This is a genomic window from Belnapia sp. F-4-1 (assembly GCF_000802185.1).
GTDB lineage: Bacteria > Pseudomonadota > Alphaproteobacteria > Acetobacterales > Acetobacteraceae > Belnapia.
The window spans coordinates 2,214,313-2,227,067 of record NZ_KN676113.1 but is presented as its reverse complement, the minus strand read 5'-3'; the positions used below and the strand labels follow the sequence as shown (position 1 = coordinate 2,227,067).

General features: G+C 72.2%; 12 protein-coding genes and 1 tRNA gene. 11 read left to right on the top strand and 2 right to left on the bottom strand.

Features of this window, described 5'->3' with window-relative positions; translation table 11 throughout:
* Positions 1 to 3 precede the first annotated feature (3 nt).
* Positions 4 to 312, top strand: a complete 309-nt coding sequence (locus LH62_RS10785; protein WP_043361210.1) for a non-heme iron oxygenase ferredoxin subunit — start codon at positions 4 to 6, stop codon at positions 310 to 312.
* On the opposite strand, the gene LH62_RS10780 is transcribed toward LH62_RS10785, so the two are convergent.
* On the bottom strand, positions 267 to 1,301 hold the full coding sequence (locus tag LH62_RS10780) for a LacI family DNA-binding transcriptional regulator (RefSeq protein WP_052214131.1): 1,035 nt from the start codon (positions 1,299 to 1,301) through the stop codon (positions 267 to 269). The two genes, LH62_RS10785 and LH62_RS10780, sit on opposite strands and share 46 nt — an antisense overlap.
* 153 nt (positions 1,302 to 1,454) lie before the next feature.
* Here LH62_RS10780 and ptsP point away from each other — a divergent pair, with 153 nt between their 5' ends.
* The 3 genes from ptsP to LH62_RS10765 are packed head-to-tail and all read left to right on the top strand — an operon-like array spanning position 1,455 to position 6,648.
* The gene (gene ptsP, locus LH62_RS10775) at positions 1,455 to 3,989 is read left to right on the top strand and encodes a phosphoenolpyruvate--protein phosphotransferase (protein ID WP_043361209.1); all 2,535 of its coding nucleotides are present in this window, start codon (positions 1,455 to 1,457) and stop codon (positions 3,987 to 3,989) included.
* Positions 3,989 to 4,939, top strand: coding sequence for a 1-phosphofructokinase family hexose kinase (locus tag LH62_RS10770; protein ID WP_043361207.1), 951 nt, complete (start codon positions 3,989 to 3,991; stop codon positions 4,937 to 4,939). Before ptsP ends, LH62_RS10770 begins: the two co-directional genes overlap by 1 nt.
* A 17-nt stretch (positions 4,940 to 4,956) precedes the next feature.
* Positions 4,957 to 6,648 (top strand): PTS fructose transporter subunit IIC, encoded by a 1,692-nt coding sequence (locus tag LH62_RS10765; RefSeq protein ID WP_043361204.1) that lies wholly within the window; start codon positions 4,957 to 4,959, stop codon positions 6,646 to 6,648.
* A 10-nt stretch (positions 6,649 to 6,658) separates the two neighbouring features.
* On the opposite strand, the gene LH62_RS10760 is transcribed toward LH62_RS10765, so the two are convergent.
* Positions 6,659 to 6,735, bottom strand: a tRNA-Met gene (locus tag LH62_RS10760).
* A gap of 79 nt (positions 6,736 to 6,814) precedes the next feature.
* Between LH62_RS10760 and LH62_RS10755 the strand changes: the two genes are divergently transcribed.
* The 7 genes from LH62_RS10755 to LH62_RS10725 all read left to right on the top strand — a co-directional run bounded on the left by LH62_RS10755 (position 6,815) and on the right by LH62_RS10725 (position 12,295).
* Positions 6,815 to 7,660, top strand: coding sequence for an ABC transporter permease (locus LH62_RS10755; RefSeq protein ID WP_043361202.1), 846 nt, complete (start codon positions 6,815 to 6,817; stop codon positions 7,658 to 7,660).
* A 2-nt stretch (positions 7,661 to 7,662) separates the two neighbouring features.
* Complete coding sequence (locus LH62_RS10750; protein ID WP_043358395.1) at positions 7,663 to 8,394, top strand: ABC transporter ATP-binding protein; 732 nt, start codon at positions 7,663 to 7,665, stop codon at positions 8,392 to 8,394.
* 3 nt (positions 8,395 to 8,397) lie between these two features.
* Entirely contained in the window at positions 8,398 to 8,949 is a 552-nt protein-coding gene (locus LH62_RS10745) for a D-glycero-beta-D-manno-heptose 1,7-bisphosphate 7-phosphatase (protein WP_043361199.1), read from the top strand.
* An 87-nt stretch (positions 8,950 to 9,036) separates the two neighbouring features.
* Entirely contained in the window at positions 9,037 to 10,569 is a 1,533-nt protein-coding gene (locus LH62_RS10740) for a helix-turn-helix transcriptional regulator (RefSeq protein WP_052214129.1), read from the top strand.
* 177 nt (positions 10,570 to 10,746) lie between these two features.
* Positions 10,747 to 10,926: a CsbD family protein gene (locus LH62_RS10735; RefSeq protein ID WP_043361196.1), complete on the top strand. Its 180-nt coding sequence runs from the start codon at positions 10,747 to 10,749 to the stop codon at positions 10,924 to 10,926.
* A 97-nt stretch (positions 10,927 to 11,023) separates the two neighbouring features.
* Positions 11,024 to 11,953, top strand: coding sequence for a hypothetical protein (locus tag LH62_RS10730; protein ID WP_236552528.1), 930 nt, complete (start codon positions 11,024 to 11,026; stop codon positions 11,951 to 11,953).
* Positions 11,954 to 11,992: 39 nt separating this feature from the next.
* The gene (locus tag LH62_RS10725; protein WP_043361191.1) at positions 11,993 to 12,295 is read left to right on the top strand and encodes a CsbD family protein; all 303 of its coding nucleotides are present in this window, start codon (positions 11,993 to 11,995) and stop codon (positions 12,293 to 12,295) included.
* Positions 12,296 to 12,755 lie beyond the last annotated feature (460 nt).

The window sequence follows — 12,755 nt, the reverse complement described above, 5'->3', positions numbered from 1 at the left end:
CCCATGGCCGAATGGCACCGCGTCGCCGAGGAAGGCGACCTGGCCGAGAACATGCCGCTGCCGGTGCGCATCGGCGATACCTGCATCGCCGTGGTGCGGCTGGAGGACGGCATCTTCGCGGTCAACGACATCTGCACGCATGAATATGCGCTGTTGTCGGACGGCTATTGCGAGGACGGCAAGCTGGAATGCCCGCTGCACCAGGCCTGCTTCGACATCCGCACCGGCGCCGCGCTGAACGAGCCGGCGGAGGTGCCGGTCGCCACCTACAAGGTGAAGCTCGAGGGCGGCGGCGTCTTCGTGGAATTGTGAAGCCGGGCCCGAACTGATGCCGTGGAGCCGCGCAGAACCGCACGGCCGCTGAGCATCACCTTGCGGATCGGTGCCGCCGGGGTCCGCAGCCGCTCGAAGAGCAGCGCCATCGCCTGGCGGCCGATCGCCTCGAGCGGCTGCTCGATCACCGTGACGCCGGGTTCGACCAGCCCGGTCCAGGGCTCGTTGTCGAAGCCGGCGAGCGCCAGGTCCGTGGGGATTCGAAGGCCGGCGCCACGGGCCGCGCGCAGCAGGCCCATCAGCAGGAGCGAATTGCTGGCGATCATCGCCTCCGGCTGCCCCTCCTGGCAAAGCGCGGCGAAGCCGGTCTCCGCCGCCTCCGCCTGCGGCAGGACGAAGCGCAGCGCCGGTGCCAGCCCGTGCCGGGCCATGGCCGCGCGGTAGCCCTCGGCCCGCTCCACCCCGGTGCCGCTGGTCTGGCCGAACAGCCCGGCGATGCGGCGGTAGCCCTGCGCCACCAGGTGGTCGACCAGCGCGGCGCTCGCCCCCGCATTGTCCAGCAGGACGGAATCGAAGAGGCCGGGCGGGCCGGGGCGGTCGATCAGCACCACCGGCATGGCGGGCGGCGCTTCCGCCAGCCCCTCGGCGGTGATGCGGGTGGGGGCGAGGATCAGGCCGGCCACCCGCTCCTCCTGCATCAGGGCAAGGTAGGCGGCCTCGCGCGCCGGGTCCTCGTCGGTGTTGCAGAGCAGGACGCGGAGGCCGGCCTCATAGGCGGCAGCCTCCACGGCGCGGGCGACGCCGGTGAAGAAGGGGTTGCCGATATCGGCGAGGACCAGCCCGATCGTCCCGCTCTCCTGCGAGCGGAGGCGGCGGGCGGCGAGGTTGGGGCGGTAGCCTGTGGCGCGCACCGCCTCCAGCACCTGGGCTCGGAGCGCCTCGCTCACCGGCCCCTTGCCCAGGGCGCGCGAAACCGTGGCGGGCGAGACGCCGGCGGCGCGGGCGACATCCTTGATGCTGGTGGTCATGCGCTGCAATCGGTTTCAACAAAGTCGCTGCAGCTTGCCCTCCAGACATCGGAGCCGCAACCTGGAACCGCGTAAAAGCCGCCGATTTTCTTTGACAAGCCGACTGAGAACGATTTCATTCATGTCCAACGACGCAAGGCAGGAACGTCCCCCATGGCCACAGCCGCGCCTCCCATGTCGATCAGCCGTGACCTGGTGCGCCTCGACGCACGGCCGGCGGGCAAGGCCGCTGCCATCGCCGAGGCCGCCCAGCTTCTCGCCGGCGCCGGTTGCGTCGAGCCCAGCTATGCCGAAAGCATGGCGCAGCGCGAGGGGACGGCGAACACCTTTCTCGGCCATGGCGTTGCCATCCCGCACGGCATGGGGGCGGACCGCGGCCTGGTGCGGCGGAACGGCCTGGCCATCCTGCAGGTGCGGGAGGGCGTCGAGTGGAATCCCGGCCAGGTGGCGTACCTCGTCATCGGCATCGCCGCCGCCTCGGACGAGCACATCGCCATCCTCCGGCGTCTGACGCGGCTGCTGAACGAGCCGGCGCGGCTCCAGGCCCTGTTCGCCACGGATGACGCGGAGGCGATCATCGCCGCCCTTTCCGCCGAGCCGGGTGCCGCCGCGCCGGGAGCGCCGGCCGCCGACCTCGCCGAGCGCTGGGACTGGGTGGTGGACTACCCGGCCGGCCTGCATGCCCGCCCGGCGACGCGCTGGGTCGAGGCGGCCCGTGGCGCGGGCGGCCGCGTGCAGGTGAGGCATGGCGAGCAGGCAGCCGATGCCACGGCGCTGGTCGGGCTGCTGCAACTGGGGCTGAAGGCTGGGGACAGCGTCACCGTCTCGGCCGGGACGCCGGCGGCGCTGGCGCGGATGCGGGCGGCCATCACCGGGCTCAGCGCGCAGGAGAAGGCCGATGCGGCGCAGGCGGCGCGGCGCGCCGCGGCGCCGGCGCGTGGCTGGGAACCGGCCGGGTCGCCCATCTCGCTCGCCGGCATCGGCGCCAGCCCGGGGCTTGCCATCGGCCGCATCCATGTCCTCGCCGACGCCGAGGCCGCCATCCCGGATACGCCGCTGCCGCTCGCCGAGGGCGGGGCACGGCTGGAGGAGGCGATCTGCGCGACGCGCGCCCGGCTCAAGGCGCTGGAGGACGACACGGCCCGCCGCCTCGGCCCCGGCGAGGCCGCCATCTTCCGCGCCCATGCCGGGCTGCTGGAGGACCCGGACCTCATCACCACCACCTGCCAGCTGATGGTGGAGGGTCATGGCCTTGCCTGGTCCTGGCACCAGGCGGTGGAGCGGGTGGCGGCTGGCCTCGCCGCCCTCGGCAACCCGGTGCTGCCCGGGCGGGCGGCCGACCTGCGCGATGTCGGGCGGCGGGTGCTCGGGCAGATCGACCCGGCACTCGCCGGTGGCTCGCTGCACGACCTGCCGGAAGGGCCGGTGATCCTGGTCGCCGAGGACCTTGCCCCCTCCGATACGGCGGGGCTCGACCCCAGCCGCGTGATCGGGCTGGCGACGGCAACCGGCGGGCCGACCTCGCATACCGCGATCCTCGCCCGCACCCTCGGCCTGCCGGCGCTGGTCGCGGGCGGGCCCGGCCTGCTGGAGCTTGAGCCGGGGACGGAGGCGGTGCTGGACGGCGCCACCGGCCGGCTGCACCTCTCGCCCGGCGAAGCCGACCTCGCCTCCGCCCGCGCCTTCCTCGCCGCCCAGCAGGAGCAGCGGGTGCGCGAGGCCGCGCAACGGGCGGAGCCGGCGGCGACGCGGGACGGCCACCGCATCGAGGTCGCGGCCAACATCAACCTGCCCGACCAGGCCGCCTTCGCCCTCGCCCAGGGAGCCGAGGGGGTGGGGCTGATGCGCACCGAATTCCTCTTTCTCGAACGCGGCGACACGCCGGGGGAGGAGGACCAGTACGCCACCTACCGTGCCATGCTGGAGGCCTTGGGCGGCCGGCGCCTCATCGTCCGTGCCCTCGATATCGGCGGCGACAAGCAGGTGCCGCATCTCCGCCTGCCGGTGGAGGCCAACCCCTTCCTCGGCGTCCGCGGCGCGCGGCTGCTGCTGCGCCGGCCGGACCTGATGGAGCCGCAGCTCCGTGCCCTCTACCGTGCCGCCGCCGCGGGCGGGCCGCTTTCCATCATGTTCCCGATGGTGACCTCGGTGCCGGAGGTGGTGGCGCTGCGCGCGGCCTGCGAGCGCATCCGGGCCGAGGTCGAGGCGCCGGAGGTACCTGTCGGCATCATGGTCGAGGTGCCGGCGGCCGCGGTGCAGGCCGATGCGCTGGCCCGGCATGTCGACTTCTTCTCGGTCGGGACGAATGACCTCACCCAGTACGTGCTGGCGATCGACCGGCAGAACCCGGAACTGGCGGCGGAGGCGGACAGTCTCCACCCGGCGGTGCTGCGGTTGATCGCGCAGACGGTGGAGGCGGCGGCACGGCATGGGCGCTGGGTCGGCGTCTGCGGCGGGCTGGCGGGCGAGGCTTTCGGCGCGGCGCTGCTCACGGGGCTTGGCGTCGCGGAACTCTCGATGACGCCGCGCGACATCCCAGGGGTGAAGGCGGTGCTGCGCGGCGCCACCCTGCCGGCGCTGCGGGCGCTGGCCGCGCGCGCCATCGCCTGCGGCACGGCAGCGGAGGTGCGGGAATTGGAAGCGGAACTCGATGCGATGGCGCGGCCGGCGCCGCAGGCGGCCGCCTGATGGCCGTACCCTTCGTCACCCTCGCGCTGAACCCGGCGATCGACCAGACGGTCGAGCTGGAGGCGCTCCGGCCCGGCGCGGTCAACCTGGCGCGCGGCGCCACGCGGCACCCGGCGGGCAAGGGGGTTAATGTCGCGGCCTGCCTCGCCGACTGGGGCGTGCCCGTCACGGCGACGGGGCTGCTGGGGGCGGCGAATGACGCGCCCTACCGCGCCCTCTTCGCCGAGCGGGGCATCAAGGATTGCTGCGTGCGCATCCCGGGCGAGACGCGGACCAACGTCAAGCTGCTGGACCGGGCGACGGGGGCGACGACCGACATCAACCTCCCCGGCACGGAGCCCGAGCCGGCGGCGCTGGAGGAGGCGCTGGCGGCGCTGCATGTGGCGGTCGGCAAGGGGACGGTCGCGGTGCTGGCGGGCAGCCTGCCGCCGGGGCTGGTGCCCGAGACCTATGCCGACCTCGTCGGGCTGCTGACCGAGCAGGGGGCGCGGGTGGTGGTCGATGCCAGCGGGCCGGCGCTCGCCGCCGTGCTGGATGCGCCGGTGCTGCCGCATGCCATCAAGCCGAACCGGCATGAGCTGGAAGGCTGGGCCGGGCGCAAGCTGGCGGACCGGACGGCGCTGCTGGAGGCGGCGCGCGGGCTGGTGGCGCGCGGGGTGCGGCTGGCGGTGGTCTCGCTCGGGGCGGAGGGCGCGCTCTTCGTCACCGCGGGCGAGGCGCTGATGGTCCGGGCGCCGGCCCTTCGCATCGCTGCAAGCAGCGTCGGCGCGGGCGATGCGATGGTGGCCGGCATCGCCACCGGCCTTGCCGATGGGCTGGGGCTGGCAGCGCTGGCCTGCCGGGCCACCGGCTTCGCCGCGGCGAAATTGCAGCAGCCGGGGGCGCAATTGCCCGGAAGGGCGGCGGTGGAGGCGATCACCGCCACGCTCGCCGCCGAGCCGGTGGCGTAGGGGACGGAGAGGAAGCCATGTCCGGGACGATCGCGGTGGTGGAGGCGGGGGACAGCCCCGTCCAGGCCATGCTGGCCGCCGAGGCGCTGCGCCAAGTGGCGCGCAAGGTCGGGCGGAACCTCACCGTCGAGGTGCGGACGGAGCGCGGCATTATCTCCCCCCTTCCCGCCTTTCCCGAGGCCGACGGGCTGCTGCTGGTCGGCGAAGCGGCGGCGCCTGAAGGTTTGTCCGGCCTGCAGGCCATCCGCGCCGGCATCACCGAGGTGCTGGCCGACCCGGCCGCGGTGCTGGCGCGGCTCGAGGGCGGCACGGCGCCGGCCGGGGCGAAGGGCCAGAAGATCGCCGCCATCACCTCCTGCCCGACCGGCATCGCCCATACCTTCATGGCGGCCGAGGGGCTGGAAGGGGCGGCCAAGGCCCTCGGCCATGCGATCCGCGTCGAAACCCAGGGCTCGGTGGGTGCGCAGAACGCGCTGACGCCGGCTGAGATCGCGGAGGCCGACCTGGTTCTGATCGCGGCCGACACGCAGGTGGACCTTTCCCGCTTCGGCGGCAAGCGGGTCTTCCTCAGCGGGACCAAGGCAGCGATCAATGATGGGCCGGCGCTGGTCCGCCGCGCCTTCGCCGAGGCCGAGGTCCGGGGAGAGGCCAATGCGCAACAGGCGTCGGCGGCAAGCAGGACGTCGCTCAGCGGGCCCTACAAGCACCTGATGACGGGCGTTTCCTTCATGCTGCCCTTCACCGTGGCGGGCGGCCTGCTGATCGCGCTCGCCTTCGCGCTGGGCGGCATCTATGCCTTCGACGAGGCGCACCGGGATACGCTGGCGGGCGCGCTGTTCCAGATCGGCGGCAAGGCGGCCCTTGCCCTGATGGTGCCGGCGCTCGGGGGCTACATCGCCTATTCCATCGCCGACCGGCCGGGGATCGCGCCCGGGATGATCGGCGGGATGATCGCGGGGCAGCTCAACGCCGGTTTCCTCGGCGGGATCGTGGCAGGGTTCGTCGCAGGTTATTCGGTCGCCTGGCTCAACCGGGCGCTGTGGCTGCCGCGGACGCTGGAGGGGCTGAAGCCGGTGCTCATCCTTCCGGTGCTTGGGGCGCTGATCACGGGCCTGGCGCTGATCTATGTGGCCGGCGGGCCGGTGGCGGCGGCGCTCGCCTGGCTGACCGAGTTCCTCCGCGGGATGCAGGGGAGTCAGGCGGTCGTGCTCGGCCTCGTCATCGGCGGGATGATGGCTTTCGACATGGGCGGTCCCGTGAACAAGGCAGCCTATGCCTTCTCGACCGGGCTGCTGGCGAGCCAGGTCTACAGCCCGATGGCGGCCGCCATGGTCGCCGGGATGGTGCCGCCGCTCGGGCTGGCGCTGGCAGCCCTGCTGTTCCGCAACCGCTTCACCCCGGAAGAGCGGGAGGCGGCGCCGGCGGCCGGGGTGCTGGGCCTCGCCTTCATCTCCGAGGGTGCCATCCCCTTCGCAGCGAAGGACCCGCTCAGGGTGATCCCGGCGCTGGTCGCGGGCTCGGCGGTGGCAGGGGCGATCTCCATGGCCGTTGGGGCGGAGCTCAAGGTGCCGCATGGCGGCGTCTTCGTGCTGCCGATCCCGAATGCGGTCTCGCATCTCGGCGGCTATGTGGCCGCGCTGCTGGCCGGAACGGTGGTGACGGCGCTGGCGCTGCGGCTGGTCAAGCGGCCGGCCGTGGTGGCCGCCTAGCGCGAGGGAGTGGTACCTGAGGCCGGACTTGAACCGGCGACCCCGGCATTATGAGTGCCGTGCTCTAACCAGCTGAGCTACCCAGGCGCGGCGGGGGATATGACGAGTTTCGGGCCGGGATGCAAGCCCGATGGCGCCCCGATCAAGAGGAGTCTATAGCCCCATCATGCTGGACCGAGCGGCCATTGCCGAAACCACCTATCTTTTTGATGCCCGTGTTCCGCGTCGTCGTGCGACGGCGCTGGGGGACATTGCGACGGGGGTTCGGCGGTGGCGTTTGTCGATGGCGCTGGCCTCGCTCGACATCCGCAACCGCTACCGCGGCTCGGTGCTGGGGCCGTTCTGGCTGACGCTGTCGAACGCCTTCATGGTGGTGGGGCTCGGGCTGCTCTACTCCTCGCTGTTCAAGATGAGCCTGGCGGACTACCTGCCCTTCATTGCCGTCAGCCTGATCACCTGGAACACCATCAGCACCATCGTCACCGATGCCTGCACCAGCCTGACCAGCGCCGAGGGCATCATCCGGCAGCTGCCGCTGCCCTATACCGTCCACATCCTCCGCTGCGTCTGGCGCAACGCCGTCATCGCCGCCCACAGCCTGCCCATCATCCTCGCCGTCTTCCTCTTCACTGGCGTTTGGCCGGGCTGGGAGGCGCTCTGGGCGCTGCCGGGGCTCGTGCTGCTCGGCGTCAACGCCTGCGCGCTCGCCCTCTTCCTCGGCATGCTGTGTGCCCGCTTCCGCGACATCCCCCCGATCGTCGGCAGCGTCATGCAGCTCGCCTTCTTCCTGTCGCCGGTGCTGTGGAAGCCCGAGCTGCTCGGGCCCGGCAAGGCGGACTGGCTGGTGCTCAACCCCTTCTACGTCGTGATGGAGACGGTGCGCGGGCCGCTGGTCGAGGGCGGCGCCTCGCCCGGCGTCTGGGCCGCGGCCTGCCTCTTCACCGCCGCCATGGCCGCGCTCGCGCTCGGCTTCTTTATCCGCTTCCGCGGCCGCATCGCCTTCTGGGTCTGAGCATGCCCCACATCCATGCCGAGGCGGTGACCATCGAGTTCCCGCTCTACCACCTGGGTGCGCGCTCGCTGAAGAAGCGCATCCTCGCCAACTCGCCGCTCCGGCTGCGCCAGGACGAGGCCAGCCGCGTCGTGGTCTCGGCGCTGCGCGAGCTGAGCTTCCGCATCGGCCCCGGCGAGCGGGTGGCGCTCATCGGCCACAACGGCGCCGGCAAGACCACCCTGCTCAGGACGCTGGCCGGGGTCTACGAGCCGGTCGGCGGCCGGCTCGAGGTGGCGGGCAGCATCGGCGCGCTGATCGACCCGGCGGCGGGGATGGACCCGCATGCGACGGGGCGGGAGAACATCGTGCTCCGCGGCCTGTTCCGCGGCCTGGGCGAGGCGGAAAGCACGGCCCTGGCCGAGGAGGTCGGCGCCTTCTCGGGCCTCGCCGAGTTTCTCGACGTGCCGGTGCGCACCTACTCGGCCGGGATGTCGGTCCGGCTGTCCTTCGCCATGGCCACCGTGATGGACCCCGAGGTGCTGCTGATGGACGAGTGGTTCCTCGCCGGCGACGCCGACTTCATGCAGCGCGCGCGGGCCAAGCTCGAGGACCTCATCACCAAGGCCGAGATCCTGGTCCTCGCCTCCCACGACATGAACATCGTCCGCGAGTGGTGCACCCGCGTCATCCGCCTCGACGCAGGACGCATCGCCCAGGACGGAACCGTCACCGACCTCCTCGGACCAACGTAACGCGTGCGGCGGGCGCTCTTCCTCGACCGGGACGGCATCGTCAACATCGACCATGGCTATGTGCACCGGCCGGACCAGGTGGCGTTCGTCCCCGGCATCTTCGTGCTCTGCCGGCAGGCGGCGGCGCGGGGGCTGCTGCTGGTGGTTGTCACCAACCAGTCGGGCATCGGGCGGGGGCTCTACACCGAGGACGACTTCCACGCGCTGATGCGCTGGATGGGCGAGCGCTTCGCCCATGAGGGCGTGCCGCTCCACGCCGTGGAATACTGCCCCGACCATCCGCAGCACGGCATCGGTCGCTACAGGCGCGAGACGCCTCGGCGGAAGCCGGGGCCGGGCATGCTGCTGGACGCGGCGACGGCGCATGGCATCGCGCTCGGCGCCTCGCTCATGCTGGGCGACAAGGCGAGCGACATGCAGGCGGCGCTCGCCGCCGGCATCGGGACGCGCATCCTGGCGAGCGAGGATGCCGCCGAGGTGGCGAAGGTGCCGGCCGGCACGCTGGTGCTGCCCTCGGTTGCCGCCGTCGCCGCCTGGTTCGCCGGCACGGCCTGACCGGCGATGCCGGCGCCCCCGGAACCCGGGGCGGCCGTCGCCCCTTTCGTGCCACGGCCGTAGCGGCCGCACGAACGAGGGTTCCCGATGACGGATCAAGGAGACGAGACATTGTTCCCCGCCCGGCACCAGGCGGACCACCGGCAATTGCAGCAGCTCGTCACCGCACTGACCGAAGGCGTCATCCTCATCGAACCGGACCAGACCATCGCCTGGGCCAACCCGCGCAGCCTCGAGATGCACGGCATCAACCGCATCGAGGATCTCGGCCGCACGGTCTCGGAGTACCGGACGCGCTTCGAGCTGCGCTACCGGAACCAGCACCGCCTGCCTGAAGGGGCCTATCCGATGGAGCGCATCCTGTCCGGCGAGGCCTTCGACGAGGTGGTCGTGCAGGTCGCGCCGGCGGGCAGCGCGGAGCCGCTCCGGACGCACCGCATCCGCAGCCTGGCCCTTACCGATGCCGATGGCCGTCCCGACTGCCTCGCGCTCATCCTCAGCGACGAGACGGAGCGGTACGATGCCGAGGAACGCTTCGAGCGTACCTTTGGCGCGAACCCCGCGCCGGCAACGATCCTGCGCCTCGCCGACCTCCGCTATGTGAAGGTGAATGCCGGCTTCCTCGAACTCACCGGCTACACCCGCGAGGACGTCATCGGCCGCCCGCTCTACGAGCTCGACGTGCTCGACGGCGCGGACCGGCGCGAACTCGCGGTCGAGCGGCTGCGCGAGGGCCGGACGGTCCCGCAGATGGAGGCCTCGCTGCGCCTCGCCGATGGCAGCGCCAAGCTCGTCATCGTCGCTGGCCAGCCGATCGACGTGGGCGATGCGGCCTGCATGCTCTTCACCTTCGCCGATCTCGAGCCGCGGCGACGGGCGGAGACGCTGCTGCGCCAGAGCGAGGAGCGCTTCGCCAAGGCGTTCCGCCTCGCGCCTGTGCCCATGGCGATCACCGAGGCCGAGGATGACGGGTTGCGTTTCGTGCTGGTCAACGACGCCTTCCGGCAGGCCTTCGGCCATGCCGAGGCCGAGATGCTCGGCCGCGTCGCGGCGGAGCTGCGCCTATGGGAAGACCAGTCGGCACAGCAGGAATTCGAGCGCCTGCTCGCCGAAACCGGCACGGTCCAGGCCTTCGCCGCACGGCTCCGTCCGCGGGAGGGCGAGGCGATGGATTGCCTGGTCTCGGCCGAAACCGTCGGCATCCAGGACCGGCCGCATGCCCTGCTGGCCTTCCTCGACATCACCGAGCAGCGGCGCACCGAGGCGGATGTCGTCGCCGCCCTCGAAGCGGTCATGCAGGACACGTCTTGGTTCCACTACACCATGCTGCAGGCCCTTGCGCGCCTGCGCCAGTCGGGCCGTCCCGGCACGAAGTCCGGTGGCGACATCGCCGACATCTCTGGGCGCCGCCGCGAGGTGCTCGGGCTGGTCTGCGAAGGGCTCGACAACCACGCCATCGCCCGGCGCCTTGGCCTGTCCCTGGCCACCGTGCGCAACCACGTCAATGCGCTCTATGCCCGAACCGATGTGCATAGCCGGGCCGCCCTCGTCGTCTGGGCGCGGGAGCAGGGGGTTACCGGAGCCACGCCCCAACCCGGCCGCGGAAAACAGCCGAAATAGTGCAGATGCCCTAATCGATTGATGCATCTGCTTCCGTTGTCGCTGCGCTTCGGCACCCAAAATCGTGCGGTGCCAAACGGAACCTCGCCGGTTCGATCAGGTTATGGACCGGCCCCGGGCAGAATAGCCGCCTCGGGTCAAGGTGCCGTCTGGGCACGAACAACAGGGAGGGTTCACATGGACAAGGATCGTATTGCCGGCACCGCGAAGCAGGTGAAGGGCTCGGTGAAGGAAGCGATCGGCAAGGTCACCGGCGACGCTGCCACCCAGGCCGAGGGTGTCGCCGAGAAGGTCGAGGGCAAGGTGCAGAGCGGCGCCGGCAAGGCGAAGGACACCGTCCGCGACGTCACGCGGTAGGGCCCGCGGGGCGGCGCTGGAGCCCGCGGCGCGGTTGCCGCCGCCTCCCCGCCGCCCGACCGCTCGGGCAGGCGCAGTTTCGATCGGAGTTCCCTGCATGTCATTCAGCAGTTCCGGCCAGGCGGCCGGACCGCGTGGTCTTGCGCGCCCCGTTGCCGCGGAGGGAGGGACGCTCCTCCCTCGCCGCGTTTCCTGGGGTGCCGTGCTCGCCGGCGTCGTCGTCGCGCTCGCCATCGGGTTGACGCTCAACCTCCTCGGCCTCGGGATCGGCGCCACGACCATCGACGCTACTGCGCGCTCGACGCCCGATGCATCCAGCCTCGGCATCGGCGCGGCGGTCTGGATCCTGGTCGCCAACCTGATGGCGCTCGGCATCGGCGGCTATGTCGCGGCACGCCTCTCCGGCACCGCCGACGTCACGGACGGAACCTTGCACGGAATGGCGGTGTGGGGCGCCTGCGCGCTGCTCTCCGTCGCCCTGCTGGGCAATGCCGCTGTCGGCCTGGCCTCCTCCGCGGCGCGCGGGGCTTCCGGCCTCGCCGGCGGGCTGGCCAGCGGCGTCGGCTCGGCGGCCTCGGCCGCAGGGCGCGAGGTGTCTGACCGGACCGATACCGGCGTCCTGCAATCGGCGGCTCAGTCTGTCCTGCGGCGGGCCCAGGATGCGCTGAACACCGGCGGCGACCCGGCGCAGCTGACCTCCGACCAGCGCAAGGCCGAGATGGGCCGGCTCGTCACCCGCCGCGTCACCGGGGGCCAGCTTGCCCCGGCGGACCGCGAGCGACTGACCCGGCTCGCCGCGGCGGAGTTCGGCATCAGCCAGCAGGAGGCTGAGACGCGCGTCCAGCAGGTCGAGCAGCAGGCGACCGAGGCGCTGAAGGAAGCCGAGGAAGATGCCCGGAAGGCCGCCGATGCCTCGGCCCGCGGGGCATCGCTCGCTGCCTTCACCGGCTTCCTCGCCCTGCTGCTGGGGGCGGCGGCGGCCGTGGCCGGCGCACGGCGGGGCACGCGGCCGGCGCTGGCCGCCTGATCCATCCATCATTCCATCCCAACACGAAGGATTCGAACCATGAACAGCGACAATCTCGAAGGCGCCGCCCGCGGCGTGGTCGGCAAGGCCCAGGAAGCGTTCGGTGAGGTCACCGGCAGCGGCAGCCAGCGCGCCGAGGGCATCGCCCGCCAGGTGGCCGGGCAGGCGCAGGAGGTCTACGGCGATATGCGCAAGGGCGCCGAAGCCGCGGCGAGTCAGGTCGGGCATGTGGTGAAGGAGCAGCCGGCGATCGCGCTGCTCGTCGCCGGCGTCATCGGCTACGCGCTCGGCGTGCTGACCGCCGGCTCCCTCGGCGGCCATGGTCGGCGGCACTGGTGGTGAGGCAATGGGGGAGGCGAGGCTTCGCCTCCCCCGACTTCGAGGGCGCCATCCTGATCTGTCGTCGGCGGAGTAGCGGAAGGGCCCGCGCGCGGCGAGGATGGGCACCCGCAGTCCCGCCGCAGCCGGTCGAACGGGACAAAGGTCTCCGGCGCCGCTGCTGAGGCCTGCGGCGGGCCGTTTCCTGCCGGACGAGCCAAGGGCGGCCCATCATCGGGTCGTTCGGCTTCTGCAATTCATCGTGAGCGACCCACGGTGCTGGATGCAACGTCCGGCATGCCAAGCCGCCGAGACGCAGCCGAAACGGCAGTGCGGGGGCCGACGGGAACTCCCAGAGGCCGGCCGGAGGCGCCGCGGGGTCCGGCAGGGCATCGCTTGGCCCTCGGCTGCGATTCGTGCGAGACGGCGCCGTCCTGGCATCCGGACCGAGTCCGACCAGGACCCACCCTTCCCTCCCGCCGGA

Excerpts from the sequence above, each read along its gene's own strand:
- LH62_RS10785 (WP_043361210.1), top strand. The coding sequence starts at position 4 with ATGGCCGAATGGCACCGCGTCGCCGAGGAAGGCGACCTGGCCGAGAAC.
- LH62_RS10780 (WP_052214131.1), bottom strand. The coding sequence starts at position 1,301 with ATGACCACCAGCATCAAGGATGTCGCCCGCGCCGCCGGCGTCTCGCCC.
- ptsP (WP_043361209.1), top strand. The coding sequence starts at position 1,455 with ATGGCCACAGCCGCGCCTCCCATGTCGATCAGCCGTGACCTGGTGCGC.
- LH62_RS10770 (WP_043361207.1), top strand. The coding sequence starts at position 3,989 with ATGGCCGTACCCTTCGTCACCCTCGCGCTGAACCCGGCGATCGACCAG.
- LH62_RS10765 (WP_043361204.1), top strand. The coding sequence starts at position 4,957 with ATGTCCGGGACGATCGCGGTGGTGGAGGCGGGGGACAGCCCCGTCCAG.
- LH62_RS10755 (WP_043361202.1), top strand. The coding sequence starts at position 6,815 with ATGCTGGACCGAGCGGCCATTGCCGAAACCACCTATCTTTTTGATGCC.
- LH62_RS10750 (WP_043358395.1), top strand. The coding sequence starts at position 7,663 with ATGCCCCACATCCATGCCGAGGCGGTGACCATCGAGTTCCCGCTCTAC.
- LH62_RS10740 (WP_052214129.1), top strand. The coding sequence starts at position 9,037 with ATGACGGATCAAGGAGACGAGACATTGTTCCCCGCCCGGCACCAGGCG.
- LH62_RS10735 (WP_043361196.1), top strand. The coding sequence starts at position 10,747 with ATGGACAAGGATCGTATTGCCGGCACCGCGAAGCAGGTGAAGGGCTCG.
- LH62_RS10730 (WP_236552528.1), top strand. The coding sequence starts at position 11,024 with ATGTCATTCAGCAGTTCCGGCCAGGCGGCCGGACCGCGTGGTCTTGCG.
- LH62_RS10725 (WP_043361191.1), top strand. The coding sequence starts at position 11,993 with ATGAACAGCGACAATCTCGAAGGCGCCGCCCGCGGCGTGGTCGGCAAG.